This window comes from Cupriavidus gilardii, from assembly GCF_013314895.1.
GTDB lineage: Bacteria > Pseudomonadota > Gammaproteobacteria > Burkholderiales > Burkholderiaceae > Cupriavidus > Cupriavidus gilardii_C.
Genome location: NZ_JABTYE010000005.1, coordinates 40,219 through 66,428 on the forward strand (window position 1 = coordinate 40,219; position 26,210 = coordinate 66,428).

At 67.3% G+C, this 26,210-nt stretch carries 22 protein-coding genes; 13 read left to right on the forward strand and 9 right to left on the reverse strand.

Annotated elements, in window-relative coordinates; translation table 11 throughout:
* Nucleotides 1-165 precede the first annotated feature (165 nt).
* The 5 genes from ompR to HTY53_RS06350 all read left to right on the forward strand — a co-directional run bounded on the left by ompR (nt 166) and on the right by HTY53_RS06350 (nt 4,476).
* Entirely contained in the window at nt 166-888 is a 723-nt protein-coding gene (ompR, locus tag HTY53_RS06330) for an osmolarity response regulator transcription factor OmpR (RefSeq protein ID WP_006576352.1), read from the forward strand.
* 15 nt (nt 889-903) lie between these two features.
* Nucleotides 904-2,253, forward strand: a complete 1,350-nt coding sequence (locus tag HTY53_RS06335) for an ATP-binding protein (RefSeq protein ID WP_174105620.1) — start codon at nt 904-906, stop codon at nt 2,251-2,253.
* A 294-nt stretch (nt 2,254-2,547) separates the two neighbouring features.
* On the forward strand, nt 2,548-3,096 hold the full coding sequence (locus HTY53_RS06340; RefSeq protein WP_174105621.1) for a peroxiredoxin: 549 nt from the start codon (nt 2,548-2,550) through the stop codon (nt 3,094-3,096).
* Nucleotides 3,097-3,205: 109 nt separating this feature from the next.
* A complete protein-coding gene (locus tag HTY53_RS06345; protein WP_174105622.1) occupies nt 3,206-3,727 on the forward strand; it encodes a carboxymuconolactone decarboxylase family protein in 522 nt (173 codons plus the stop codon).
* Nucleotides 3,728-3,900: 173 nt separating this feature from the next.
* Nucleotides 3,901-4,476, forward strand: a complete 576-nt coding sequence (locus tag HTY53_RS06350; RefSeq protein ID WP_174105623.1) for a GNAT family N-acetyltransferase — start codon at nt 3,901-3,903, stop codon at nt 4,474-4,476.
* A gap of 29 nt (nt 4,477-4,505) precedes the next feature.
* Here HTY53_RS06350 and ispF read toward each other — a convergent pair whose 3' ends face one another.
* Together ispF and ispD are read right to left on the reverse strand one after the other, a co-directional pair.
* Complete coding sequence (gene ispF / locus HTY53_RS06355) at nt 4,506-5,015, reverse strand: 2-C-methyl-D-erythritol 2,4-cyclodiphosphate synthase (RefSeq protein ID WP_174105624.1); 510 nt, start codon at nt 5,013-5,015, stop codon at nt 4,506-4,508.
* Entirely contained in the window at nt 5,012-5,821 is an 810-nt protein-coding gene (gene ispD, locus HTY53_RS06360; protein WP_174105625.1) for a 2-C-methyl-D-erythritol 4-phosphate cytidylyltransferase, read from the reverse strand. Before ispD ends, ispF begins: the two co-directional genes overlap by 4 nt.
* A 208-nt stretch (nt 5,822-6,029) precedes the next feature.
* On the opposite strand from ispD, the gene mfd reads away from it, so the two are divergent.
* The 8 genes from mfd (at nt 6,030) to HTY53_RS06400 (ending at nt 18,587) form a co-directional block, all read left to right on the forward strand.
* Nucleotides 6,030-9,503, forward strand: coding sequence for a transcription-repair coupling factor (gene mfd, locus HTY53_RS06365; RefSeq protein ID WP_174105626.1), 3,474 nt, complete (start codon nt 6,030-6,032; stop codon nt 9,501-9,503).
* Between the two features lie 252 nt (nt 9,504-9,755).
* On the forward strand, nt 9,756-10,970 hold the full coding sequence (argE, locus tag HTY53_RS06370; protein ID WP_174105627.1) for an acetylornithine deacetylase: 1,215 nt from the start codon (nt 9,756-9,758) through the stop codon (nt 10,968-10,970).
* Between the two features lie 182 nt (nt 10,971-11,152).
* Nucleotides 11,153-12,667, forward strand: coding sequence for an amidohydrolase (locus HTY53_RS06375; RefSeq protein ID WP_254599847.1), 1,515 nt, complete (start codon nt 11,153-11,155; stop codon nt 12,665-12,667).
* A gap of 100 nt (nt 12,668-12,767) precedes the next feature.
* Nucleotides 12,768-13,622: a phosphoserine phosphatase SerB gene (serB, locus tag HTY53_RS06380; protein ID WP_174105628.1), complete on the forward strand. Its 855-nt coding sequence runs from the start codon at nt 12,768-12,770 to the stop codon at nt 13,620-13,622.
* A 341-nt stretch (nt 13,623-13,963) separates the two neighbouring features.
* The gene (locus tag HTY53_RS06385; protein WP_174105629.1) at nt 13,964-14,239 is read left to right on the forward strand and encodes a hypothetical protein; all 276 of its coding nucleotides are present in this window, start codon (nt 13,964-13,966) and stop codon (nt 14,237-14,239) included.
* Nucleotides 14,236-14,520, forward strand: coding sequence for a hypothetical protein (locus HTY53_RS06390; RefSeq protein ID WP_174105630.1), 285 nt, complete (start codon nt 14,236-14,238; stop codon nt 14,518-14,520). The genes HTY53_RS06385 and HTY53_RS06390 overlap by 4 nt, the downstream gene beginning before the upstream one ends.
* Nucleotides 14,521-14,530: 10 nt before the next feature.
* Complete coding sequence (locus HTY53_RS06395; protein WP_174105631.1) at nt 14,531-16,162, forward strand: PepSY-associated TM helix domain-containing protein; 1,632 nt, start codon at nt 14,531-14,533, stop codon at nt 16,160-16,162.
* Nucleotides 16,163-16,373: 211 nt separating this feature from the next.
* Nucleotides 16,374-18,587: a TonB-dependent siderophore receptor gene (locus tag HTY53_RS06400; RefSeq protein ID WP_174105632.1), complete on the forward strand. Its 2,214-nt coding sequence runs from the start codon at nt 16,374-16,376 to the stop codon at nt 18,585-18,587.
* Between the two features lie 98 nt (nt 18,588-18,685).
* On the opposite strand, the gene HTY53_RS06405 is transcribed toward HTY53_RS06400, so the two are convergent.
* From HTY53_RS06405 to HTY53_RS06435, 7 genes are all read right to left on the reverse strand, one after another.
* Nucleotides 18,686-19,621 carry an Rpn family recombination-promoting nuclease/putative transposase gene (locus tag HTY53_RS06405; protein ID WP_174105633.1) on the reverse strand — a complete coding sequence of 312 codons (936 nt, stop codon included), beginning with the start codon at nt 19,619-19,621 and terminating at the stop codon, nt 18,686-18,688.
* A 167-nt stretch (nt 19,622-19,788) separates the two neighbouring features.
* Nucleotides 19,789-20,967, reverse strand: a complete 1,179-nt coding sequence (locus tag HTY53_RS06410) for a cystathionine beta-lyase (protein WP_368040937.1) — start codon at nt 20,965-20,967, stop codon at nt 19,789-19,791.
* Nucleotides 20,968-21,157: 190 nt separating this feature from the next.
* A complete protein-coding gene (locus HTY53_RS06415) occupies nt 21,158-21,532 on the reverse strand; it encodes a hypothetical protein (RefSeq protein ID WP_174105634.1) in 375 nt (124 codons plus the stop codon).
* Nucleotides 21,533-21,534: 2 nt separating this feature from the next.
* A complete protein-coding gene (gene bktB, locus HTY53_RS06420; protein WP_174105635.1) occupies nt 21,535-22,719 on the reverse strand; it encodes a beta-ketothiolase BktB in 1,185 nt (394 codons plus the stop codon).
* 134 nt (nt 22,720-22,853) lie between these two features.
* Nucleotides 22,854-24,266: a 30S ribosomal protein S12 methylthiotransferase RimO gene (gene rimO, locus HTY53_RS06425; RefSeq protein WP_174105636.1), complete on the reverse strand. Its 1,413-nt coding sequence runs from the start codon at nt 24,264-24,266 to the stop codon at nt 22,854-22,856.
* A 178-nt stretch (nt 24,267-24,444) separates the two neighbouring features.
* Nucleotides 24,445-25,014, reverse strand: a complete 570-nt coding sequence (gene phaR / locus HTY53_RS06430; protein WP_023264416.1) for a polyhydroxyalkanoate synthesis repressor PhaR — start codon at nt 25,012-25,014, stop codon at nt 24,445-24,447.
* Between the two features lie 425 nt (nt 25,015-25,439).
* Nucleotides 25,440-26,180, reverse strand: a complete 741-nt coding sequence (locus HTY53_RS06435) for a 3-ketoacyl-ACP reductase (RefSeq protein ID WP_174105638.1) — start codon at nt 26,178-26,180, stop codon at nt 25,440-25,442.
* Between the last annotated feature and the right edge of the window lie 30 nt (nt 26,181-26,210).

The following is a 26,210-nucleotide window of genomic DNA, read 5'->3' on the forward strand; positions in this document are numbered from 1 at the left end:
GCTGGACAACTCCAGGACTCCCAGATCGAGGCTGACCGATCGCCCTTTGCGGGCAGCGCGCAGTGTAAACGCTGCCCGCTGTGCACTTGGCGGTCCGCAAGGTAAAGTATGTAACCTTTTGTTAAGCCATTTTGACCCCTAGCGAGACTCGCTAAGATTAGCGCCATGGAAAATACCAGCCACAAGATTCTCGTCGTGGACGACGACCCCCGTCTCCGCGATCTGCTGCGCCGCTATCTCGGCGAGCAAGGCTTTACCGTGCTGGTCGCGGAAAACGCCACTGCCATGAACAAGCTCTGGCTGCGCGAGCGTTTCGACCTGCTTGTCCTCGATCTGATGATGCCGGGCGAAGACGGTCTGTCGATCTGCCGGCGTCTGCGTGGCGCCAACGATCAGACGCCAATCATCATGCTGACCGCCAAGGGCGAGGACGTGGACCGCATCGTCGGCCTGGAAATGGGCGCCGACGACTATCTGCCCAAGCCGTTCAATCCGCGCGAACTGATCGCGCGCATCCACGCGGTGCTACGCCGCAAGGGCCCGGCCGAAGTGCCCGGCGCCCCGTCGGAAACGCCCGAGACCTTCGCCTTCGGCGACTTCGTGCTGAATCTGGCCACGCGCACGCTGACCAAGAACGATGAGGAAATCACGCTGACCACCGGCGAGTTTTCGGTGCTCAAGGTGTTCGCCCGCCATCCGCGCCAGCCGCTGTCGCGCGAGAAGCTGATGGAAATGGCGCGCGGCCGCGAGTACGAAGTGTTCGACCGCAGCCTGGACGTGCAGATCTCCCGCCTGCGCAAGCTGATCGAACCCGATCCGGGCAATCCGCGTTTCATCCAGACCGTCTGGGGGCTGGGCTACGTCTTCATTCCCGATGGCGTGAAATAAGTCCCGGCCGTTATCGTGGCGACTGTGATCCGCCGCACGGCCACGCGTTTCTTCGGTTCGCTGTTCTGGCGGACCTTCATGCTGATCGCGCTGTTGCTGGCCATTTCGCTGGGCATCTGGTTTCAGAGCTACCGGCTGTTCGAACGCGCCCCGCGCGCGCAGCAGATCGCGATGCAGGTGGTCAGCGTGGTCAAGCTGACGCGCGCGGCCCTGCTTTACTCCGACCCCGCGCGGCGTCGTTTCCTGCTGCTCGACCTGGTGCAGAACGAAGGCATCAAGGTCTATCCGCGCGAGCGCGACGACGACTTCACCACCCCCACCGCGAATCCCTTCCTGACCCAGCTGGTGCAGCAGGAAATCCGCAGCCGGCTGGGCGGCGATACCGTGATCGCAACCACGGTCAACGATATCCCGGGCGTCTGGGTCAGCTTCGAGATCGAGGGCGACGATTACTGGGTGGCGATCAGCCCGGAGCGCTTCGAGCGCGTGCCGGGGCTGCAATGGCTGTGGTGGACCGTGGCGGCGCTGCTGCTGTCGATCTTCGGCGCGGCCTTCATCACCGCACGGGTCAACCGGCCGCTCAAGCGCCTGGCCGATGCCGCGCGCGCGATCGGTTCGGGCGGCGATCCGCCGCCGCTGCCGGAGCGCGGCGCGAGCGAGGTTGCGCAGGCCAACCACAGCTTCAACCAGATGGTGCGCGACCTGCGCCAGCTCGACGACGACCGCGTGGTGATGCTGGCCGGCATCTCGCACGATCTGCGCACGCCGCTGACGCGGCTGCGGCTGGAGACCGAGATGTCCCCGGTCGACGACACCACGCGCGAGGCGATGATCGCCGATATCGAGCAGATGGACGCGATCATCGGCCAGTTCCTGAACTACGCGCGCCCCGCGCAGGAGAGCAGCGAGCCGGTGGACCTGTCGTCGCTGGTGCGCGACGCGGTCAACGTCTATGCCGCGCACGACGACGTCCGCATCCGCGTGCATGCGCCCGAGCCGGTGATGGCGATGGCCAACCGGATGGAGGTCCAGCGCATCCTCGACAATCTGGTCGAGAACGCGCGCCGTTATGCCAAGCATCCGGAGAGCGGCATCGCCGAGGTCGAGATCACCACGCGCAACCATGACAAGGAGGCGATGCTGGTGGTGGCCGATCGCGGCGACGGCGTGCCAGACGAGCAGTTGCCGCTGCTGACGCGGCCCTTCTATCGGCTCGACGCGGCGCGCAGCGAGGCCAAGGGCGCGGGCCTGGGCATGTCGATCGTCAACCGGATCATGCAGCGCAATGGCGGCCGCCTGGTGCTGACCAATCGTCCGCCGCCGGGCAGCGGCCTGGTGGTCAGCGCGTGTTTCCGGCGCGCGTAGCGGCGCAGTTCGTCGCCATGCCGCCGTCATAACGATCGTGTATGGTGGCGCGATGCTGCATGAAGGTTGCTGGGAGGCTGCTGTCGTCCCTGCGTTCGCGGCGTCGACAGCACCAAGCAGCAGCCGTCCTCGCCTATCGGCCTCTTTGAGATTTTCAATTAGCCGTGCCGAGCAGGATGCTGCATACTTCCCATTCGTTGCGTGGCATACGCAGGGGCCCGAGAACATCGTCTTCGACGATGGCCATTGGCGATGCCGCGCTCGCGTCTGTTCAACCGTATCCAGGAGAAGTCCATGAAGACCGTTGGTGACAAGCTCGAACCGTTCCACGTCGTCGGTGTCAAGCCGGGTTTCAACGCCCACGAAGAAAACGGCCAGTCGGCCTTTGAAGACATCACCGAGAAGTCGTTCGAAGGCAAGTGGAAAATCATCTACTTCTACCCGAAGGACTTCACCTTCGTGTGCCCGACCGAAATCGTGGCCTTCGCCAAGCTGAACCAGGACTTTGCCGACCGCGACGCGATCGTGCTGGGCGGCTCGACCGACAACGAGTTCGTCAAGCTGGCATGGCGCCGTGAACACAAGGACCTGAACAAGCTGAACTCGTGGCAGTTCGCCGATACCACCGGCTCGCTGGTCGACCAGCTGGGCGTGCGCGAGAAGGAAGCCGGCGTTGCGCTGCGCGCCACCTTCATCGTCGACCCGGACAACACGATCCAGCACGTTTCGGTCAACAACCTGAACGTCGGCCGTAACCCGGAAGAAATCCTGCGCATTCTGGACGGCCTGCAGACCGACGAGCTGTGCCCGTGCAACCGCGCTGTCGGCGGCGCAACGCTGTAATTCGCGCCATGTCGAAGTTGCCGGCGGTTCGCCGCCGGCAACCGCGCCCCAGTGCGCACCGAAACCCGCTCATGCGGGTTTTTTCCGCCCAAAGCGATAGGAGAATTTGATGGAATTCCTCAACACGATCAAGAATCTCATTCCCGACTATGCGAAGGACATTCGCCTGAATCTGGACGGCACCATCGCACGCTCCTCGCTGGAGGGTAACGATGCGGTGGGCGTCGCGCTGGCCGCCGCCTTCGCCGCCAAGAGCAAGATCATCGTCGACGCGATCCGCAACGCCGGCGTGCTCTCGCCCGAAGAACTGAACGGCGCGCTGACCGCGGCCGCGCTGATGGGCATGAACAATGTCTGGTATCCGTACGTCGAGATGGCCGGCGACCCGGATCTGGCCAGCCAGCCCGCCGGCCTGCGCATGAATGCGTACGCGACCCACGGCGGCGTCGACAAGCGCCGCTTCGAGATGTACGCGCTGGCCGCGTCGATCGTCGGCAAGTGCCACTTCTGCGTCAAGTCGCACTATGAGCTGCTGAAGAACGAGCAAGGCATGACCTCGCAACAGTTGCGCGATGTCGGCCGCATCGCGGCGGTGGTGACGGCCGCCGCCAACGTGATCTCGGCAGAGTAAGCGCCGCCGCGATCCTCGCGGCACGCGTATCCCGCCATCATCGGGCCATCGATGGCCGCCCTCGGGCGGCCATTGTCGTCTGGCACGTCCGCATCGGCGCGTCCGCATTTCTCCGACTGCATTTGTGCACGGTCCGGCCTACAATCGAGGCAGATTCTGCTTCGCGGACCATCATGAGCCAACTGCCCTCGCCCTCCTCGCCGCATTTCCACTACCGTCTCGCCACCGCTTCCGATTGGGGCCAGATCGCCGCGGTCACGCAGGAAGCCTATGCGCAGTACGAGCTGGAGATCATGGAGGACTGCCGCGCCTCGTTCCAGCAGGGCATGCGCTCGGTGCTGGCGACCAATACGTCGGATATGGAATGGTGGGTCGCCGAGACCGACCACGGCATCAGCGGCGCCGTGCTGTTCTGCCACCCCGGTGCAACGCTGCAGGCGCTGGACGGCAGCACGGTGACGCTGGCCCTGCCCGAAGCCCGCCTGCTGTCGGTCAGCCCGCAGGCGCGCGGCCTGGGCCTCGGACGCACGCTGATGCAGATCTGCATCGAGCGGGCGCGCGATATCGGCGCGCAGGCGCTGGTGGTGCGCACCATGCCGGAAATGGACGCGGCCAACCGTTTGTGCCAGCAGATGGGGTTCGTCAAGCGCACCGAAGCCGGCGCGCGCTCGGGCCCGCTGGAGCGGCTGGTCGACTACGTCTACGTGCTCGAGCCGAAGGAAGCCGACGCGCCGCAGCCGGGCCTGTAACGGCCCGAATCACTGCGCACTGAGCCCGTTCAGTCCTGCGGCGCGACGATCGCGCCGCGCCAGAGCAGCACCACCGCCTGCGCGACGATCCCTTCCTGACGCCCTTCGAAGCCCAGCTTCTCGTTGGTCTTGGCCTTGACGTTGCAGCGGCCGACCGCGATGCCCAGATCCTCGGCCAGTTTGGCCACCATCGCGCCGATATGCGGCGCCAGCTTCGGCGCCTGTGCGATCACCGTCGCATCGACATTGCCGACTTCGAAGCCCGCCTCGCGCACGCGCCGCACGGCCTCGCGCAGCAGCGCGCGGCTGTCGGCGCCGGCAAAGGCCGGATCCGTATCGGGGAAATGCCGGCCGATATCGCCCAGCCCGGCGGCGCCGAACAAGGCGTCGGTGATCGCATGCAGCAAGGCATCGGCATCGGAATGGCCAAGCAGCCCGCGGTCATGCGGAATTTCCACGCCGCCGAGCACGAGCTTGCGGCCCGGCACCAGCGCGTGCACGTCGTAGCCTTGTCCCACGCGGATATCGAAGGGCATCATCGCGATCGGTCTCCAGAAGAACCAGAAGAAGGGGCGGCGGACGGCCCGCCGAGCAGGACTTCGGCAAGCGCGAAGTCCTCGGGATAGGTCACCTTGAAATTGCGCAGCGAGCCGTTGACCAGCCGCGGCTTCAGGCCGAGCCGCTCGATCGCGCTGGCCTCGTCGGTCACGACCGCGCCGCTGGCGAGCGCGTCTTCCAGCGCCTGGCGCAGGACGCCGACGCGGAACATCTGCGGCGTCTGCGCCTGCCACAGCCCTTCGCGCGGCACGGTGCCGCCGATGCGGGACGGCTGCGGGGGTTGCACGGACAGGCTGCCATGCAGCGGTTCGGCCTCGGCCCGCTTCAGCGTATCGGGCACCGGCACCGCCAGGATGCCGCCGATCGCCGCGTCGGGGCCGTCGCCATTGTCGCCTTCGACCGCGCGGATCAACGTCTCGATCATCAGCGGCGTCAGCCCGGGACGCGCGGCGTCGTGCACCAGCACCCAGTCCTGATCCGCGGCACCGAGCTGGGCCAGATGGCGCAGTCCGTTCAGCACCGACTCATGGCGCGACTGGCCGCCGACGAAGGCGGTATCGAAACGCAGCCCCGCAAACGCCGCCGCGCCAAAGCGCGCCTCCAGCGGCAGATCGTCCGGTGCCAGCACCAGTGCGGTGGCGCTGATCGACTCGCACGCCGAGAACGCCGCCAGCGCGTACCAGATCATCGGATGGCCGGCCAGCTCGCGATACTGCTTGGGCAGGCCGGCGCCCGCGCGGCTGCCGCTGCCGGCACAGGGAATCAGGGCAAAACGTCGTTCGGACATGCGGCGCAATTGCGGATAAGGGGATCGACTCGTTGCGCCAACCAAGGCCCCACGATGGGTCGACCATGCGCGGTGGGTATTCTCATGGCCAGCGGCACGAAATGCGGCGCTCGATGGCCGGGCGCTGCGCATTCTATAATACGTCCCTCTTCTCGACACCCCCGCCCGCGCTGCCGGCGGGGCGTCGTCGTTTGATCCGAACCGCTTTATGCCCGACGCCAAATCGCCTTCCGCGCTACCCGTTTCCAACCAGTTGCCGCTGCTCAAGGCCGGCCAGCGCCATCACATCGCCGGCCTGCACGGCTCGGCCGATGCCCTGGCCCTTGCCGCCTATGCCCGCACCCACCACGGACACGTGCCGATGCTGGCGGTAGTCTGCGCCAATGCGGTCGACGCGCAGCGGCTGGCCGACGAGATCCCGTGGTTCACGCCGGAGCTGCGCGTGCGCGTGCTGCCCGACTGGGAGACCCTGCCCTACGACAGCTTCTCGCCGCACCAGGACCTGGTGTCGGAGCGGCTGGCGACCCTGCACGATATCCAGACCGGCCAGTGCGACGTGATGCTGGTGCCGGCGCAGACCGCGCTGTATCGGCTGGCGCCGCCGGCCTTCCTGGCCGCCTACACCTTCTTCTTCAAGCAGGGTGAGCGGCTCGACGAGGCCGCGCTGAAGGCGCAGTTCACGCTGGCGGGCTACGAGCACGTCAGCGCGGTGATGCGGCCAGGCGAGTACAGCGTGCGCGGCGGCCTGATCGACCTGTTCCCGATGGGCTCGGCGCTGCCGTACCGGATCGATCTGTTCGGCGACGAGATCGAGACCATCCGCGCGTTCGACCCCGACACGCAGCGCAGCCTCTATCCCGTCAAGGAAGTCCGCCTGCTGCCCGGGCGCGAGTTTCCGCTGGACGAGGCCGCGCGCACGGCGTTTCGCGGCCGCTGGCGCGAAGTGTTCGAAGGCGACCCGAGCAAGTCGCCGATCTACAAGGACATCGGCAACGGCGTGCCGTCGGCCGGCATCGAGTACTACCTGCCGCTGTTCTTCGAATCGGCGGCGACGCTGTTCGACTATCTGCCGGCCGGCACGCAGCTGGCGTACGTCGGCGCGATCGACGAGGCGATCCGTCGCTTCTGGACCGACACGCAGCAGCGCTACGATTTCATGCGGCACGACCGCGAGCGGCCGCTGCTGCCGCCCGCGCAGCTGTTCCTGAGCGAGGAGCAGTTCTTCAGCGGCGCCAAGCCGCTGGCGCGGCTGGTGCTGCAGGAAGGCCCTGGCGGACCCGATGTCACGCCGCTGTCGGCCGCCCTGCCCGACGTCTCGGTCAACCGCCGCGCCGAGGATCCGCTGGTCAATCTGGAAGCGCTGCTGCTGCGCAAGCAGGCGCGCGTGCTGATGTGCGCCGATTCGGCGGGCCGCCGCGAGACGCTGCTGCAGCTGTTCGCCGACAGCGGCCTGCGTCCGCATCCGGTCGAGGACTGCGCGGCCTTCCTCGCCAGCGACGCGCCGTTCGCGATCGCGGTGGCGCCGTTGCAGAGCGGCTTCGTGCTGACCGGTGCCGACGGCCACCCCGGCCTGGCGTTCGTCACCGAAGCCGAGCTCTATGCGAATACCGCGCGCCGCGCCGGCCGCCGCAAGCAGGAGCAGGCCAGCAGCGTCGACGCGATGGTGCGCGACCTGGCCGAGCTGAAGATCGGCGACGCGGTGGTGCACAGCGAACACGGCATCGGCCGCTACCAGGGCTTGGTCACGCTGGACATGGGCCAGGGCGAGGAGGAATTCCTGCACCTGGACTACGACAAGGGCAGCAAGCTCTATGTCCCGGTGCACCAGTTGCACGTGATCTCGCGCTATTCGGGTGCCGATCCGGAAACTGCGCCGCTGCATTCGCTGGGCTCGGGCCAATGGGAGCGCGCCAAGCGCCGCGCCGCGCAGCAGATCCGCGATACCGCGGCCGAACTGCTGAACCTGTACGCGCGCCGCGCGCTGCGCGAGGGCCATGCCTTCCAGCTGTCGCCGAAGGACTACGAGACCTTCGCCGAGAGCTTCGGCTTCGAGGAGACGCCGGACCAGGCGGCGGCGATTGCCGCGGTGATTGCCGACATGACCTCCGGCAAGCCGATGGATCGGCTGGTCTGCGGCGATGTCGGCTTCGGCAAGACCGAGGTCGCGCTGCGCGCGGCCTTCGTTGCGGTGATGGGCGGCAAGCAGGTCGCGATGCTGGCGCCGACCACGCTGCTCGCCGAGCAGCATTTCCAGACGCTGTCGGACCGCTTCGCCGACTGGCCGGTGCGCATCGTCGAGCTGTCGCGCTTCAAGACGAAGAAGGAAGTCGAGGCGGCGATCAAGCAGATCAACGACGGCACCGTCGATATCGTGATCGGCACGCACAAGCTGCTGTCCGACGACGTCAAGTTCCAGCGGCTGGGCCTGGTCATCATCGATGAGGAACATCGCTTTGGCGTGCGCCAGAAGGAGGCGCTGAAGACCTTGCGCGCCGAGGTCGACGTGCTGACGCTGACCGCGACGCCGATTCCGCGCACGCTCGGCATGGCGCTCGAAGGGCTGCGCGACTTCTCGGTGATCGCGACCGCGCCGCAGAAGCGGCTGGCGATCAAGACCTTCGTGCGGCGCGAGGAGGACGGCGTGCTGCGCGAGGCCATCCTGCGCGAGCTCAAGCGCGGCGGTCAGGTCTACTTCCTGCACAACGAAGTCGAGACGATCGAGAACAAGCGCGCGCGGCTCGCCGAACTGGTGCCGGAGGCGCGCATCGCGGTGGCGCACGGACAGATGCACGAGCGCGAGCTGGAACGCGTGATGCGCGATTTCGTCGCGCGGCGCGCCAACATCCTGCTGTGCACGACCATCATCGAGACCGGCATCGACGTGCCGTCGGCCAACACGATCCTGATCCACCGCGCCGACAAGTTCGGGCTGGCGCAGCTGCACCAGCTGCGCGGCCGCGTCGGCCGCTCGCACCACCAGGCGTATGCCTACCTGCTGGTGCACGATCCGGAAGGGCTGACCAAGCTGGCGCAGCGGCGGCTCGAGGCCATTCAGCAGATGGAGGAACTGGGTTCGGGCTTCTATCTGGCAATGCATGACCTGGAGATCCGCGGCGCCGGCGAGGTGCTCGGCGACAAGCAATCGGGCGAAATCCACGAGATCGGCTTCCAGCTGTACACCGACATGCTGAACGCCGCCGTCAAGGCACTGAAGGCCGGCAAGGAGCCCGACCTGATGGCGCCGCTGGCGGCGACCACCGAGATCAACCTGGGCACGCCGGCGCTGCTGCCGAGCGACTACTGCACCGACGTGCACGAGCGGCTGTCGCTGTACAAGCGGCTGGCCAACTGCGAACGCCCGGAACAGGTCGACGACATCCACGAGGAGCTGGTCGACCGCTTCGGCCGTCCGCCGGCGCAGGCGCAGGCGCTGATCGAAACGCACCGGCTGCGCATCGCCGCGGTCCCGCTCGGCGTGCGCAAGATCGACGCCGGCGAGGCTTCGATCAGCGTGCAGTTCGTGCCGAACCCGCCGATCGACGCGATCCGCATCATCGATCTGGTGCAGAAGAACCGGCATATCAAGCTGGCCGGCCAGGACAAGCTGCGCATCGAGGCGAAGATGCCCGACGTGGCGGTGCGCGCGCAGACGATCAAGCAGACGCTGCGGCAGCTGGCTTGAGCGGCTGACGGGCTGTGGGAAATGCCTGGTGGCGGTTGCCCTCTCCCCCACCCCTCTCCCGCAGAGCGGGAGAGGGGAACCTTCTCCGATCGTCGGCAGAGCCCCGCGGCGATGGCAGCGACGCAAGCGCTCGCGTTCGGCTCCCTCTCCCGCTTGCGGGAGAGGGTTGGGGAGAGGGCTGGCCTCGGGCCAAGTGGACCGCACCACATATCCAGGTGTAGGATCGGACATCCACCAGCGTGATCCTGCCGCATGCCAGCCCATACCCCTGCCCCCACCGATACCCTCACCGACGCCCCCGAACACTCCGCCCTCGACTGGACCCGCCGGCTGATCGAATTCGATACCACCAGCCGCGAGTCGAATCTGGGCCTGATCGAAACGGTGCGCGACCACTTCGTGGCTCGGGGCCTGAAGCCCCACCTGAGCTACAACCCGCAGCGCAACAAGGCCAATCTGCATGTGACCGTGCCCGCCGCCGACGGCAGCGAGCAACGCGGCATCGTGCTGTCCGGACATACCGACGTGGTGCCGGTGGACGGCCAGGACTGGAGCACCGACCCGTTCCGTCCCGCGCTGCGCGACGGCAGGCTGTACGGGCGCGGCGCCTGCGACATGAAGGGCTTCATCGGCACCAGCCTCGCGCTGCTGCCCACGCTGCTGCAGGCGCGCCTGCGCGAACCGGTGCACTACGCGCTGTCGTTCGACGAGGAGGTCGGCTGCATGGGCGCGCCCTATCTGCTCGACGACCTGCGCGAGCGCGGCATCCAGCCGGCCGGCTGCATCGTCGGCGAGCCGACCAGCATGCGCGTGATCGTCGCGCACAAGGGCATCAACGCCTATCGCTGCTGCGTCAAGGGCCAGGCCGCGCATTCGTCGCTGACGCCGCGCGGCGTCAATGCGATCGAATACGCAGCGCGGCTGATCTGCTTCATCCGCGACCTGGCTGACGATTTCCGCGCCAAGGGCCCGTACGACGATGCCTTCGACGTGCCCTTCACCACCGCGTCGACCGGCACCATCCACGGCGGCATCGCGCTGAACACGATCCCCGCGCTGTGCGAGTTCGTCTTCGAGTACCGCAACCTGCCGGGCGTCGATCCCGAGGCGATCCACGCGCGCATCCAGGCCTATGCCAACGACGTGCTGCTGCCGCGCATGCGTGCCGAGCATGCCGACGCGGACCTGAGCATCACGCGCATCGCCGCGGCGCCGGCGCTCGACGCCGCCGAGCGCGATGCCATCACGCAGCTGGTGCGCGCGCTGACCGGCGACCACGCGATCAGCAAGGTGGCGTACGCCACCGAGGGCGGGCTGTTCCAGCGCGCCGGCATCCCGGCCGTGGTCTGCGGCCCCGGCGACATCCAGCAGGCCCACAAGGCCGACGAATTCGTCGCGCTGGAACAGCTCGCGCAATGCGAGGCCTTCCTGCACAAGGTCGTCGACAGCCTGCGCCTCGCAGCCTGACGGCCCACGTCAGGACAGCAAGACATCCAGCATCCCGTCCCGGAGGCGCATCGCGCCTCCTCACCGATGGCCTGAACGGCCGGGCCGCGCATGGTCCGGCCGGACCAACAAGGGGCACGCAGAGGCCCTGTTGCACCACGAACCGCAACATCGACCACAACGACATCAAAGGAGAACTCGACATGGCAGCACGCCGCTCCCCCGCTCACGCTCCCCACTTCCGCTTCCGCCCGCTGCCGGCCGCCATCACGGCGCTGGCCGCGGCGGCCGGGCTGCTGGGCGGGTCCGCCATCGTCTCGCCCGCGTTCGCACAGACCGCACAGACCGCACAGACTGCACAGACCGCAAAGACCGCACAGACCGCAAAGACCGCACAGACGGCACAGACCACGCAGGCTGTGTCCGCGCCCGCATCGCAAAGCCAGCCGACCATCGGCGACCCGGCCCTGCACGCGCAGATCGAAACGCGCGCCAAGGCGGCCGAGGCCCGCCTGATCGCCTGGCGCCGCGACATCCACCAGCACCCGGAACTGGGCAACTACGAGGTGCGCACCGCGAAGCTCGTGGCCGATCATTTGCGCAAGCTGGGCATGGAGGTCAAGACCGGCGTGGCCAAGACCGGCGTGGTGGGCCTGCTCAAGGGCGGCAAGCCGGGACCGGTGGTGGCGCTGCGCGCGGACATGGATGCCCTGCCGGTCAAGGAGCGCGTCGACGTGCCGTTCGCCTCCAAGGCGAAGGGCAAGTATCTCGGCAAGGAGGTCGACGTGATGCACGCCTGCGGCCACGACACGCACGTCGCGATCCTGATGGCCACCGCCGAGGTGCTGGCCGGCATGAAGGACCAGCTGCCCGGCACCGTCAAGTTCATCTTCCAGCCAGCCGAGGAAAGCCCGGCCGATATCGAGCCGGACGGCACCAATATCTGGGGCGCCAAGCAGATGGTGGCCGAAGGCGTGCTGGAGAACCCGAAGGTCGACGCGATCTTCGGCCTGCATGTCAGCAGCGGGATCGAGTCGGGCAAGCTGGCCTGGCGCAGCGGCCCGGCGATGGCCGCCGCCGACCAGTTCTGGATCGACGTCAAGGGCCGCCAGACCCATGGCGCCCGACCGTGGGGCGGCATCGATCCGATCGTGGTGTCGTCGCAGATCGTGCTCGGGCTGCAGACCATCCAGAGCCGGCAGGTCAATGCGATGCTGGAGCCGTCGGTCATCACCGTCGGCACCATCCACGGCGGCAACCGCATGAACATCGTGCCGGAGAAGGTCGAGATGATGGGCACCATCCGCACCTACGACGAAGGCATGAAGAAGGACATCCATGCGCGCATGAAGCGCACCACCGAGTCGATCGCCGCCAGCTCCGGCGCCGAGGCGACCTTCCGCGTGGTGGAGCTCTACAACGCCACCGTCAACCAGCCCGCGCTGACCGAGAAGATGGCGCCGACGCTCAAGCGCGTGGCCGGCGACGGCAACTGGATGCTGGCGCCCAAGGCCACCGCGTCGGAGGACTTCTCGTTCTACCAGGAGAAGGTGCCGGGCCTGTTCTTCAATCTCGGCGTCACGCCCAAGGGCACCGATGTCACCAAGGCGCCGTCGAACCACTCGCCGGAGTTCTACGTCGATGAGCCGGCGCTGATCAACGGCGTGCGGGCCCTGTCGAACCTGACGGTCGACTACATGACGATGGCGCAGCGCTGATCGGCATGGCGCGGGGGCAGGCGCGGGACGATTACAATAGCGTCCTTTCACCGTCGCCCCCGCTCCCTGCGCGGGGCGGCGCATGCCTCCGATCCTTTCCATGCCCCTGATCGCCCAAAGCCTGCACCCCATCGCTTCCCAGGATATCGACGCGCTGCGCGCCCTCGCCGACGCGCCCGGCCTGAGCCTGCGCGGCGACACCGTCGCCACCGCCGAGGCCTGCGCGCCGCTCGACGACCGGCTGCGCGATGCGCTGGAGGCGTTCTGCGAGCCGCGCCGGCTCGACTGGGCGGTGCTGCCGACGCACCGGAAGCTATCCGACTTCCGGCTGGTGGCGATGGACATGGACTCGACGCTGATCACGATCGAGTGCATCGACGAGATCGCCGATTTCTGCGGGCTGAAGGCCGAGGTCTCGGCGATCACCGAGGCCGCGATGCGCGGCGAGATCACCGACTTCAACGAAAGCCTGCGGCGCCGCGTCGCGCTGCTCAAGGGCCTGGACGCCAGCGTGCTCGATCGTGTCTACGAGGAGCGGCTGCGGCTGTCGCCCGGGGCCGAGCGGATGCTGGAAGCCGCGCGCGCGGCAGGCTTGCGCACGCTGCTGGTGTCGGGCGGCTTCGTCCACTTCACCGAGAAGCTGAAGGCCCGGCTGGGCCTGGATTTCGCCCGCGCCAATACGCTCGAAATCGTCGACGGCAAGCTGACCGGCCGCGTCGAAGGCGAGATCGTCAATGCCGAGGTCAAGGCTCGCACCGTGCGCGAAACCTGCGAGGCCATCGGCGCCGATCCGCAGCAGGCCATCGTGATGGGCGACGGCTCCAATGACCTCAGGATGATGGCGATCGCCGGCCTGTCGGTCGCCTTTCGCGCCAAGCCGGTGGTGCGCGCGCAGGCCAGCGTGGCGTTCAATCATGTCGGGCTGGATGGGTTGCTGAATCTGTTTGCGGACTAACTTGCTCGACGCAGCCGGCATGCTGCTGGCCCGCGCCGTCGTTCACCCACCGCCGCACTGCCCTCTCCCCCAACCCCTCTCCCGCAAGCGGGAGAGGGGAGCAAACCAGCCGCCTCTCTTCCGCTTGCGGGAGAAGGAGCAAATCGTCCGCCTTTCCGGCGCGCGCACTGTGTTCTCCCTCTCCCGCTTGCGGGAGAGGGCCGGGGAGAGGGCAACGTCCGCCGAAGCGGGCGTCCCTTCCCTCCCCGTCTACCAATACATTGCAAACAATATCAATAACTTGCATCTCCAAATACGAATCATTACCATTCGTGTTTTGAATCCGTAACAAATTCTTAGCGATGCAACCCTTTGCCGCTCTCCTCGGCCTGGCGGGCGCTGCCTGCCTGTATCTGGCCGGTCCCAACCAGGTGCTGCTGCGCCGACCGCCCCAGCGCCGCATGATGGTTTGGCTCGGCATCGTGCTGACCTCGGCCGGCGCGGTCGGCTGGTCGGTCGAGCACAGCTGGCCCTCGGCCATCGCCGCGACGCTGGCCACACTGGGCACCGGCCTGTCGCTGTGGCCCTTCCTCGGCTGCTATCTGCACAAGCGCCGCGGCGGCGAGGAGGCGGCATGAACGGCGGCATCGGCACCAAATGGCTGGCCGGCACGCTGCTCGGCTTTCCGCTGTCGCTGGCGGTCTGCACGCTGGCCATCCTGTGGCTGCCGGGCGGCTGGCAGAGCGGCATCATCGGCGCGGTGACCGCCAGCCTGCCGCTGTGGGTCGCCATCATCAGCGCCAGCCTGCTGTTTGCCAGCAGCCGCGCCGCCTGGCTGTGGCTGGGCGCGGCCAACCTGATCTGTTTCGGCGCGTTGTGGGGATTGCGGCTGATGGCCGTGCCCGGCGCGGCCGCGTAAGGAGTACCCCATGAAGGCTGCAACACTGCGCGTCTACCAGACGCTGCATACCTGGGTCGGCCTGATGGCCGGCTGGGCTTTGTTTATCGCGTTCTTCGCCGGCGCGATCACGGTGTTCCACCACGAGCTGCACGAGTGGCAGTCGCCGGCGCGCATTCGCGGCGAGACCCACGCCGCCGCCAAGCCGTCGCCCGAGGATCTGGACCGCTTTGTCGCCACGCTGGTCAAGGCCCATCCCGAGGCGGCGGCCAGCGTCTATATCGGCCTGCCGACCGAGGGCGAGCCGCACACCACCGCCTACTGGATGGACGCCAAGGGCGAGTGGCAGACCACCAACGAGGAGAAGCTGGGCGCGGGCCGGACCTCGCCGCAGGACACCTCCCTCGACGGCGTGCGCGGCGAGCTGTCGAACTTCCTGAACGCCCTGCACTACACGCTGGGCCTGCCGATGCAGGTGGGCATGCATTTCATGGGCGTGGTGTCGGTGCTGTACGGGCTGGCGCTGGTTTCCGGCGTGCTGCTGCACCTGCCGCGGCTGAAGAAGGACCTGTTCGCGGTGCGCCCGGGCCGCAACCTGAAGCGCTTCTGGATGGACGCGCACAACGTGATCGGCCTGTTCAGCCTGCCCTTCCATCTGGTGATCGCGATCACCGGCGCGCTGTTCTGCGTGTCGATGACGCTGGCGATGGCCTTCAACGTGCTCACCTTCGACGGCAAGCTGATGGCCGCGCTGCCCACCGCGATGTCGTCGGTGCCGGAGGTGCAGGCCGCCGGCAAGCCCGCGCCGCTGATGCCGGCGCGCGGGCTGATCGAGATCGCGCAGCGCACCGCCGGCGAAGGCTTCAAGCCGAACTCGGTGCGCTATCAGCGCGTCGGCGACGCCAATGCGCTGATCGAGGTGCGCGGCGACAGCGAGCGCGCGCTGGGCAACTTCGGCTCGGTCGGCATCCACGCCGCCGCCGGCCAGCCCGACAGCGGCCGCGTGATCGCCAACCAGACGGCCAGCGGGCGCGATGCGAACCACGGCCTCTACAGCGCGCTGTTCGCGCTGCACTTCGGCACCTACGGCGACCTGGCGCTGCGGCTGGTCTATCTGATCGCCGGGCTGGCCGGGGCATTCCTGTTCTATTCGGGCAACTTGCTGTGGATCGAGTCGCGCCGCAAGGCGCGCCAGGCCGAGCAGCCGCGCGTGCACCGGCTGCTCGCGCAGGCCACCGTCGGCGTCTGCATCGGCTGCTGCGTCGGCGTGGCGGTCGCCTTCACCGGCGCGCTGCTGTGGCCGGAGCGTCCGTCGTCGTTCGTCTACTTCCCGGTGTTCTTCGCCGCGCTGGCGTGGGCCCTGCTGCGCCCGCCGGTGCGGGCCGCGATCGAGCTGCTGTACGCAGCGGCGCTGGCCTATCTGGCGGTACCGGTGGCCAACGCGATCCTGACCGGCGACCATCTGCTGCGCAGCGTGCAGCAAGGCGAATGGGCGGTCGCCGGCTTCGACATCGGCGCGCTGGCCTTCGCGGCGGGCTTCGTCGCGCTTGCCCGCGCGACCCAGCGCCGCGCACGCACCGGCCCGGCCGATTCGGTATGGGCACCGCGCCCGAGCCGCGGCGATCCGGGCCCGTCGGCGCCGCCGGTGGTCGACACGCCGTAACACCGGCCGCACCGGGCGTCCCCGGTGCCCCAACCGCACCCACCGAGGTGCGGCAGGGCTGAGCGGCGCGGTTCCCGGCGCCGCGGCCCACAACACCACACCCCCACCCAATTTGCACAGCTCCCAGGCGCACGCGGTTCCCCGCGGCGTCCGCGGAGCCGTGCGCGTTCGCATAACGCATTCGCATCACGACCGAAGAGGAGATCGAGCCATGTCCAACCCTCGCCGCGGCCGCCCCGCGCTGACACCACTGGCGCGCCAGCTTGCCCTGATCGTCGCCGTCGGCGGCGCCGCCACGCCGGCGCTCGCGCAGAACGCCACGGGCACCGCCGCCGTTCCACCTACACCCGCTGCCACACCCACCGCCACCGCGCAGGCCGAACTGCCGACCGTCCACGTCACCGCCGGCAGCGAGCCCGCCTATCGCGCCCGCGACGCCAGCACGGGCGCCCTCGGCGACAAGCCGCTGCAGGACACGCCGTTCTCGGTCTCGGTGGTGCCGCAGGAACTGATCGAGAATCGCCAGGCGATCACGCTCGGTGACGTGTTCCGCGGCGATCCGTCGGTCGCGCCGATCGGCGACGGCTATATCGGCGAGTCGGCGGGTTTGACGATCCGCGGCCTGCATCTGGATCTGCTCGAGGGCTACAAGATCGACGGCCTCGCCATTCCGAACTGGGGCAGCGACGTGCCGCTCGAACACTTCGAACGCGTCGAGCTGCTCAAGGGCCTGGGCGGCTTCATGTATGGCTTCGGCGCGCCGGGCGGCATCGCCAACTTCGTCACCAAGCGCCCCACCTCGAAGTTCGCCGGCAGCGCGACCCTCGGCTATGTCTCCGACGGCGTGCTGCGCGAGTCGATCGACGTCGGCGGCCGCTTCGGCGCCAACGACATGTTCGGCGCGCGCGTCGGCTTCGTGCACGAGGAAGGCGACACCTTCGTCGACGGCGGCCATATCAAGCGCGACTCGGCCTCGGTCGCGCTCGACGCGAAGCTGACCAACAACCTGCGCTGGTCACTCGACGGCCTTTACCAGCAGCGCAACGTCAAGGGCGCCTACTACGGCATCATCCCCGGCCAGGACTTCGGCGCGCCGGTGACCGAGTTCGTCAACACGCCGCGCACGCTCGACGGCAGCCAGCGCGTGGCCAGCAAGGGCACCTATTACGAGACCGAGATCAAGAGCATCGGCACGGAGCTCAACTGGGGCTTCGCCGACGACTGGAACCTGCGCACCTCGTACCGCTTCACGCAGCAGAACCGCGGCAACGCCGACAGCGCCATCCTGCTGCTGGACAACGCGGGCAACTACGCCGAGAACCAGTACAGCTCGTATTCGCGCTACCACTATCAGCATGCGCAAACGATGGCGACCGGCAAGGTCCGCACCGGCAGCCTCGAGCACGACATCGCGGCCGGACTGTCGTGGCAGAGCCTGGTGCAGAACTGGGGCAGCTTCAGCGGCGGCGGCGTCATCGGCTTTGGCAATCTGTACGATCCGGGCCAGTTCGTGCCGACCGGCCTGCCGCTGTCGCGCGTGCCCTCTTCCGACGTGCTGTACCGCGCCTCGAAGATCGAGCAGAAGTCGGTGTTCCTCAGCGACACCATCAAGTTCAACGAGCAATGGTCGGTACTGGCGGGCCTGCGCTATACCCGCTATGAGCAGACCGGCTACACGCCGGAGGGCGCGATCTCGAGCACCTACAAGAAGTCGCCCCTGACGCCGACGGTCGCGCTGATGTACAAGCCGGTGCAGCCGCTGACGCTGTACGGCAGCTATGTCGAATCGCTGGAGGCTGGAGGCTCGGCACCGCTGACGGCGCGCAACGCGGGCGAAGTGTTCGGCCCGCTAAAGAGCCGCCAGTACGAGATCGGCGCCAAGGCGGAACTGGAGGACTGGACGCTGAACGCGGCGCTGTTCCAGATCCAGCGGGGCCTGAATTACCTGCGCAGCGACAACGTCTACACGCAGGACGGCGAGACGCGCTACCGCGGCATCGAACTGTCGGCGCGCGGCAAGCTCGCGCGCGACTGGACGCTGATGGGCGGCGTCACGCTGCTCGATTCGGAGAACGTCGAGGCCTCGCCCGACGTGCTGGGCAAGCGCGCCTACAGCGCGCCGACCTTCAAGGCGACGGCCTACGTCGAGTACGCCGTGCCGCCCGTGCCCGGCCTGGTGCTGACCGCCGGCGGGCAGTACGTGTCCAAGATGGCGCTGGAGGCGAACAACAGCAACTGGGTGCCGGCCTACCACACCTTCGATGCGGGGATCCGTTATTCAACCAAGCTGGGCAAGACGCCCGCGGTGTTCCGGCTGGTGGTCGACAACCTGACCAACGAGAAGTACTGGCTGCCCAGCTATGGCTTCATCCTGACCCAGGGCGCGCCGCGCACGGTGCGGGCCAGCGCGACGTTCAGCTTCTGACGAGGCGCCGTCGCGGCAGCAAGACGCAAGCAGAAGCGAGAAAGGCGGACCGGTGGCTCCGCCTTTTTTGTCGCTCTGGTTCCGGGCCGATGGTCTCGTCAGGCCCGGAAGACATCCTCGATCGCTTCCGCGCGCAGAAGCTGAATGCCCCAGCGTTCGAGCTCCTCAGACGTCGCGATCTCGATCCGCTGCACAACGGATGCATGCAGCGGGCCAAAGCGCTCGGTCAACTGCTTTTGCAGCATGTGGGCCTCCCCTTGCTGCCGGGCCTCCTCGCGGAGCTTGCGGGTGAAACGTTGTAGATTGGCACCTACCACTTGCATGTCGACCTCCATCAATTGAAACACCTGAGCGGGCGTCAGGACGCTGCCCCATTGGCCGCACAGCAGTGCCGCCAGGGTCTTGGCGAACGCCAGCTTGAGCTTGGGCTCATCGCGCAAGCGCGTCTTGCATTCGATCATCAGCGACACGACCGTATCGTAATCTGCTGCCCGCTCGATGCGAAACAGCAGCGCCGCCAGATTGTCCTCGGGCAACTGCGCTTCGCTCAATCGGTTGATGTCGAGCAGCGTATGTTGCTGCTGCAATTGGCACGTTGCCAGGTCGTTCGGCAGCGACACGACGACATCCCGGATGTTCGTACATGCGCTCCATGGTGTTTCGCCGTTATACAGAACGATCGACAGCGCCGCGGGCACCCTGCGATCCGGCAGCACGCGCCCGGCACGAACGAGCTCCTGGTGCAGCAAAGCAGTATAGGTCGCCATGCGCGGCGCCATATAGCGATCGATGGTGCTCTGGAATTCGAGCAGCACGTACAGATGGCCCCATGGATCGCCGGCATCGACTCGCCAAACCATGTCGCTGGCACGCTGCCGCAGGTTGTCGGCGACGTAGTTGCCGGAAACCCGTTCCAGCGTCGAGTAATCGAGCGCGCGAAGCCAGTCGCTGCGAATGAATTCGCGCAAGAGGTCGCGCATCATTTCCGGCATGGAGAACAACAGCTTGTAGCCGGCGTCGTAGTCCCGGGCCATAGCTTCGTTTAGCGTTGTTGAGATGCCGCGAAGAATGCCCTTGCACGGAACCTCGTGCTAACGAAAAGATGTGCCGCACTTTAGGTTGCAGACAGGATGGGTCGAACCAGCATCGCCACCGCGTGATCCGGATCCGGCTTCGGGCCCCGCAATGAGACGAGGCCGGTTCAACCGATCAGCTTCGCCTCCATCGCCGCTTTCAGATCCGCGATCAGATCGCGCGTATCTTCCAGCCCGATATACAGCCGCACCAGCTCGCCGGCGTCCTGCCATTCGGCCGGCGGCCAGCTGCCCGCCGGGCGCATGGTCTGCACGTGGTATGGGACGGCGAGGCTGTGCGCCCCGCCCCACGACCAGCCGATCGCGAACAGCCGCAGCGCTTCGACGAAGGCATCGACCTGGGCGCGCGGATAGCGCGCACGCAGCACCACCGAGAACAGGCCGCTGGCGCCGGAGAAATCGCGGCGCCAGAAGGCGTGGCCGGGACAGTCCGGCAAGGCCGGATGCAGGACCCTGGCGACCTCGGGCCGCTGCGCCAGCCATTCGGCGACTTCGCGCGCGGCGCGGTCGTGCGCGGCGAGCCGCACCGGCATGCTGGGCAGCGAGCGCAGCACCAGATAGCAGTCGTCGGCCGACACGCCCCAGCCCATCAGCATCCTCACGCGCTTGATACGCTGGTAGAGCGTCTCGTCGCTGCACAGTACCGCGCCCATCAGCACGTCGCTGCCGCCGGACTGGTACTTGGTCAGCGCCTGCACGGACAGATCGATGCCCTTGTCGAAGGGCCGGAAATAGATGCCGGCCGACCAGGTGTTGTCGATCGCGGTCAGCACGCCGCGTGCCCTGGCGGCCGCGACGATGGCTTCGCTGTCGGGCACTTCCATCGTCACGGAGCCTGGCGCCTCCATCCAGATCAGCCGCGTATTGGGCTGGATCAGCTCGGCGATGCCGGCGCCGATCATCGGATCGTACGGCCGCACCGTGATGCCGAAATCGCGCGCCAGCCATTCGCCGTGCTCGCGATTGGGACCGTAGACGTTGTAGGGCACCAGCACATCGTCGCCGGCCTTCAGCAGCGCGAAATAGACCAGCGAAATGGCGCCCAGGCCCGAGGGCAGCAGCAAGGCGTGGCTGGCGCCCTCCAGCATCGCCAGATGCTGGCACAGCGCCTCGCTGGTCGGCGTCGCATGGATGCCGTAGCGCCAGTAGGTGGTCGCGCCGTCGCCATGCGCGCGCAGCTCGGCGAGATTGCGGAACACCACGGTGGAGCCGCGCTGGGTCGGCGGAGAGAAGGAGGCGAAACCGGGGGGAACCTGCAGAGGTGGCTGCACCGCCAGCGTCTGCACGTAGCAGTCGGGCGTTGCGCCGGGATCGTAGTCGTTCGTGGACGCGGCGTGCGTATCGGTCAGGGGACGGTCGGACACGGCGGATTCCTTGTCTGGCGAGTGCGGATAGAGTCTCCGAGCTTACCAGCAATGACGGCGCCGCCGCCATGACGACGGTTGCCGCGCCACGGTCTTACGTGGCCATGCCCGCTTAACGCTTGCGGTCTTCGATGATCGACGAGCGCGGCGGCGGCGGCGCGTAGACCACGCCGCTATTGGGGGTCATGTCGATCGACGGCACCGCGACCACGCCGTCGGGGCCGACATAGACAGGCATCTGCGCGCCGGAAGGATAAGGCTGGGGCGGCGGCGTGGCAGGAACCGCGGGCATGCCGCGAACCGCTTCGCGCTGGCGTTGCGCCGGCGCCTTGCCGCCGCCCTTGCCGTTGCTGGCGCTCGGCGGCGAGGCGGTCGACAGTACCGTGTCGCCGGCGGCGCCGGCCGGCGTGGACCACGCCAGCGCGGCAGCGAGGGCCGCCACCGCGCCGATCGCTGAAACGAAGCCTGCCCCCCGCTGCCGCCGCATCGTCAGATCCGCTCGAAAATCGCGGCGATGCCCTGACCGCCGCCGATGCACATCGTCACCAGCGCATAGCGGCCCTGCACCCGCTGCAGCTCGTACAGCGCCTTGACCGTGATCAGCGCGCCGGTGGCACCGATCGGGTGGCCCAGCGAGATGCCGGAGCCGTTCGGATTGACCTTCTGCGGATCCAGCCCCAGCGCCTTGTTGACCGCGCAAGCCTGCGCGGCGAAGGCCTCGTTGGCCTCGATCACGTCGAGATCGGCGACCGACAGGCCGGCGCGCTCCAGCGCCTTGCGCGTGGCCGGCACCGGGCCGATGCCCATCGTCTTCGGGTCGACGCCGGCATGGCCGTACGACACCAGCCGCGCCAGCGGCTTCAGGCCGCGCCGCTCGGCGACGCTGCGCTCCATCAGCACGACCGCGGCCGCGCCGTCGTTCAGGCCCGACGCGTTGCCGGCCGTCACGGTGCCGTTCTCCTTGACGAAGACCGGCTTGAGCTTGGCCATGTCCTCGGCCTTGGCGTCGTGGCGCACATGCTCGTCGGTGTCGAAGACGACGTCGCCCTTGCGCGACTTCAGCGTGACCGGAAGGATCTGCTCCTTGAAGCGCCCTTCGCGGATCGCCACCGAGGCGCGGCGATGCGATTCCAGCGCGGCCTCGTCCTGCTGCGCGCGGCTGATGTCGTACTCGCGCGCGACGTTCTCGGCCGTCACGCCCATATGGATCGAATGGAAGGGGTCGTGCAGCGCGCCCAGCATCATGTCTAGCAGCCTGGCGTCACCCATGCGCGCGCCCCAGCGGGCGGCCGGCGCCAGATACGGTGCGCGGCTCATGCTCTCCGCGCCGCCGCCAATGGCGACATCGGCATCGCCCAGCATCACGGTCTGGGCCGCGCTGACGATGGCCTGCAGGCCGGAACCGCACAGCCGGTTGACCGTCAGGGCCGGCGCGTCGATCGACACGCCGCCGTCCACCGCCGCCACGCGTGCCAGGTACATGTCGCGCGGCTCGGTCTGAATCACGTTGCCGAACACCACGTGGCCGACTTCATCGCCCTGCACGCTGGCGCGGGCCAGGGCCTCGCGCACCACCATCGCGCCGAGCTCGGTCGGCGACAGGTCTTTCAGGCTGCCGCCGAAGGTTCCGATCGGGGTCCGTACGCCGCTGACCACCACCACTTCACGGGTCATGTCTGTCTCCATTGGGTAATGTTGCACCGCAAAGTATAGCCCTGCGGTTCGTTTTCCGAACGATCGTACTTTTACCTAATGTCGGGTCGGGCGATCCCGGCTCGGGCTGGCATGCCTGATGTCCGCGCGATACGTTACACGACCGCCTCGCCCCACAAATCGTGGCCGTCGGCGCCGGTGATCCGCACCGAGACGAATTCGCCAGTCTTGTAGCGCTGGTACGGCTTCGCGGGCGGGTCGATATAGACCAGACCGTCGATCTCGGGCGCATCGGCGGCCGAGCGGCCGATGCCGCCTTCCTGGTTGACCTCGTCGACCAGCACGCGCAGCGTCTGCCCGACCTTGCGCTGCAGGCGTCGGGCCGACACTTCCTCGGCGACTTCCATGAAGCGCGCGCGGCGCTCCTCGCGGACCTCGTCCGGCAGCGCACCGGGCAGATCGTTGGCGGTCGCGCCTTCGACAGGCGAATAGGCGAAGCAACCGACGCGGTCCAGCTCGGCCTCGGCGATAAAGTCGAGCAGCGTCTGGAATTCGGCCTCTGTCTCGCCAGGGAAGCCGGCGATGAAGGTGCTGCGGATGGTCAGATCCGGACAGATCTCGCGCCAGGCGCGGATCCGCTCCATGGTCTTCTCGGCGTTCGCCGGACGCTTCATGCGCTTGAGCACATCCGGATGCGCGTGCTGCAGCGGCACGTCGAGATACGGCAGCACATGGCCGTCGTTCATCAGCGGGATGATCTCGTCGACATGCGGATACGGATAGACGTAGTGCAGACGCACCCAGGCGCCGTACTCGCGGGCCAGCTCGCCCAGCGCGCCGACCAGTTCGGTCATGCGGGTCTTCAGCGGGCGGCCGTTCCAGAAGCCGGTGCGGTACTTGACGTCGACGCCGTAGGCGCTGGTGTCCTGCGAGATCACCAGCAGTTCCTTGACGCCGGACTTGAACAGGTTCTCGGCCTCGAGCATCACCTCGGCAACCGGCCGCGACACCAGATCGCCGCGCATCGACGGAATGATGCAGAACGAGCAGCGGTGATTGCAGCCCTCGGAAATCTTCAGATAGGCGTAGTGCTTGGGCGTCAGCTTGATGCCGGCGGGCGGAACCAGATCGATAAAGGGATCGTGCGGCTTCGGCAGGTGCGTGTGCACGGCCTGCATCACCTCGCCGAGCGCATGCGGACCGGTGACGGCCAGCACCTTCGGATGCACGCTGGTGACGATATCGTTGCCGCCGGCGTCCTTCTTGGCGCCGAGGCAGCCGGTGACGATGACCTTGCCGTTCTCGGTCAGCGCTTCGCCGATCGCATCCAGGCTCTCCTGCACCGCCTCGTCGATAAAGCCGCAGGTATTGACCACCACCAGGTCGGCGCCGTCATAGGTGCCGCTGATGGCATACCCCTCGGCACGCAATTGGGTAATGATCTGTTCGGAATCGACGAGGGCCTTGGGGCAGCCGAGTGATACGAAGCCTACCTTCGGCGTGGCGGCAGCGGCGCCGGTAACGGTGCCGACAGGGGACGAGGATGGAGAGGACGACTGAGACGACATGGATTTCGCGGTGTGGGGCGGCGCCGCCACGCGGCGCGCGCTGTCTGGGGCTGCGACCTGCCATCCCGAAGACGGCCGTGGCGGCGGAACGACCGCGATTCTACCCCGAGACCACCGCGTCGGCAGGCGCGCGCTGCGCACCGCCGCTACCGCTGCCCGCTAACAACCGGCGGCCGCTTCAGCCCTGGCCGGTCTTCTTGTTGTTGTCCGGCTGATTGAACGGGAAGTTGCCGAACATGTTCTTGGCCTGGTTCTGCATCTGCTCCTGCATCTGCACGAACAGGTTCTTGCTCTGCTCGATGTAGTTGCTCATCATGCCCTGCATCATCGGCGCCTGCATGTTCATGAATTGCGACCACATGTCGGGGCTGAAGGCCTCGCCCGAATACAGCCCCTTGGAGTTTTCGGCCAGCTTGTTCTGGATGTCGATGAAGGCCTGGATGTTCTTCTCCAGGTAGGTGCCCATCATGCCCTGCATCGCGTGGCCGTAGAAGCGGATGATCTGCGACAGCATCGCGCTGGAGAACATCGGCACGCCACCGGTCTCTTCCTCGAGGATGATCTGCAGCAGGATGCTGCGCGTCAGTTCGTCACCCGACTTGGCGTCGACGACCTTGAACTCCTCGTTGTCCATTACGAGCTGCTTGACATCGGCCAGGGTGATATAGGTACTGGTCTGCGTGTCGTAGAGCCGGCGATTGGGATATTTCTTGATCAGTCGCTCTGCGCCTTTCTTGGTGGTGGCCATCGGTGCTCTATCCTTTTGTAGTCCGCTGCCGGTGCGCTGACGCCGCAGCCCGTGCTCGTGCGGCACGGTCGATCGTTCGCTGTTGCACCGCATGCCGTGCAGTGCGCAATCCGGCAACGCTTGCGGCGCGGGGCCGATCCGCCGGCGATGGGCGCGATCCGCGTCGTATTTCTGGATGTTCCAAATTGGTGCCGGCGGCGTTAATGCCCTGATTCTATGCTTAACAAGGCACTGTGAAAAGGCGCGGGCGCTAAGGAAAACCCGCAAGCAAACGCGCGAATTCGCCGGATAAAAGAATGCAAAACGATGCGTCGCGATGAGGCGCACACGCAGGCCGGCACGGTGCTGCGGCGCGTCCAACGCAGCGCAGCACCGCCCGGACGCGGCGCACCCGGCGCGGGCCGGACAGAGCCGACCCGGTCCGGTCAGCCCATGTGCAGGCCGCCGTTCAGCGAGAAGTCGGCACCGGTCGCGAAGCCCGATTCGTCCGACGCCAGCCAGGCGCAGATCGACGCGATCTCCTCCGGTTGGCCCAGGCGCTTGACCGGGATCGTGCCGACGATCTTGTCGAGCACGTCCTGGCGGATCGCCTTGACCATATCGGTGGCGATATAGCCCGGGGAGACCGTGTTGACCGTCACGCCCTTGGTCGCGACTTCCTGCGCCAGCGCCATCGTGAAGCCATGCAGGCCGGCCTTCGCGGTCGAGTAGTTGGTCTGGCCGAACTGGCCCTTCTGACCGTTGACCGACGAGATATTGACGATCCGGCCCCAGCCGCGATCCGCCATGCCGTCGATCACCTGCTTGGTCACGTTGAACAACGAGGTCAGGTTGGTATCGATCACCGCGTCCCAGTCGGCGCGCGTCATCTTGCGGAACACCACGTCGCGCGTGATGCCCGCATTGTTGATCAGCACATCGACCTCGCCGACCTCGGCCTTGACCTTGTCGAACGCCGCCTTGGTGGAATCCCAGTCGGCCACATTGCCCTCGGAGGCAATGAAGTCGAAGCCGAGGGCCTTCTGCTGTTCCAGCCAGCGTTCACGGCGCGGCGAATTCGGGCCGCAGCCCGCGACCACGCGGAAGCCATCCTTGGCCAGCCGCTGGCAGATCGCGGTACCGATACCGCCCATGCCGCCCGTTACGTATGCAATGCGCTGAGTCATATCCACTCCTGATCAGATTCTTGTTATCGA

Coding starts and splice junctions, on each gene's coding strand:
- ompR (WP_006576352.1), top strand. CDS start 166: ATGGAAAATACCAGCCACAAGATTCTCGTCGTGGACGACGACCCCCGT.
- HTY53_RS06340 (WP_174105621.1), top strand. CDS start 2,548: ATGAAGACCGTTGGTGACAAGCTCGAACCGTTCCACGTCGTCGGTGTC.
- HTY53_RS06345 (WP_174105622.1), top strand. CDS start 3,206: ATGGAATTCCTCAACACGATCAAGAATCTCATTCCCGACTATGCGAAG.
- HTY53_RS06350 (WP_174105623.1), top strand. CDS start 3,901: ATGAGCCAACTGCCCTCGCCCTCCTCGCCGCATTTCCACTACCGTCTC.
- ispF (WP_174105624.1), bottom strand. CDS start 5,015: ATGATGCCCTTCGATATCCGCGTGGGACAAGGCTACGACGTGCACGCG.
- ispD (WP_174105625.1), bottom strand. CDS start 5,821: ATGTCCGAACGACGTTTTGCCCTGATTCCCTGTGCCGGCAGCGGCAGC.
- mfd (WP_174105626.1), top strand. CDS start 6,030: ATGCCCGACGCCAAATCGCCTTCCGCGCTACCCGTTTCCAACCAGTTG.
- argE (WP_174105627.1), top strand. CDS start 9,756: ATGCCAGCCCATACCCCTGCCCCCACCGATACCCTCACCGACGCCCCC.
- HTY53_RS06375 (WP_254599847.1), top strand. CDS start 11,153: ATGGCAGCACGCCGCTCCCCCGCTCACGCTCCCCACTTCCGCTTCCGC.
- serB (WP_174105628.1), top strand. CDS start 12,768: ATGCCCCTGATCGCCCAAAGCCTGCACCCCATCGCTTCCCAGGATATC.
- HTY53_RS06385 (WP_174105629.1), top strand. CDS start 13,964: ATGCAACCCTTTGCCGCTCTCCTCGGCCTGGCGGGCGCTGCCTGCCTG.
- HTY53_RS06390 (WP_174105630.1), top strand. CDS start 14,236: ATGAACGGCGGCATCGGCACCAAATGGCTGGCCGGCACGCTGCTCGGC.
- HTY53_RS06395 (WP_174105631.1), top strand. CDS start 14,531: ATGAAGGCTGCAACACTGCGCGTCTACCAGACGCTGCATACCTGGGTC.
- HTY53_RS06400 (WP_174105632.1), top strand. CDS start 16,374: ATGTCCAACCCTCGCCGCGGCCGCCCCGCGCTGACACCACTGGCGCGC.
- HTY53_RS06405 (WP_174105633.1), bottom strand. CDS start 19,621: ATGGCCCGGGACTACGACGCCGGCTACAAGCTGTTGTTCTCCATGCCG.
- HTY53_RS06415 (WP_174105634.1), bottom strand. CDS start 21,532: ATGCGGCGGCAGCGGGGGGCAGGCTTCGTTTCAGCGATCGGCGCGGTG.
- bktB (WP_174105635.1), bottom strand. CDS start 22,719: ATGACCCGTGAAGTGGTGGTGGTCAGCGGCGTACGGACCCCGATCGGA.
- rimO (WP_174105636.1), bottom strand. CDS start 24,266: ATGTCGTCTCAGTCGTCCTCTCCATCCTCGTCCCCTGTCGGCACCGTT.
- phaR (WP_023264416.1), bottom strand. CDS start 25,014: ATGGCCACCACCAAGAAAGGCGCAGAGCGACTGATCAAGAAATATCCC.
- HTY53_RS06435 (WP_174105638.1), bottom strand. CDS start 26,180: ATGACTCAGCGCATTGCATACGTAACGGGCGGCATGGGCGGTATCGGT.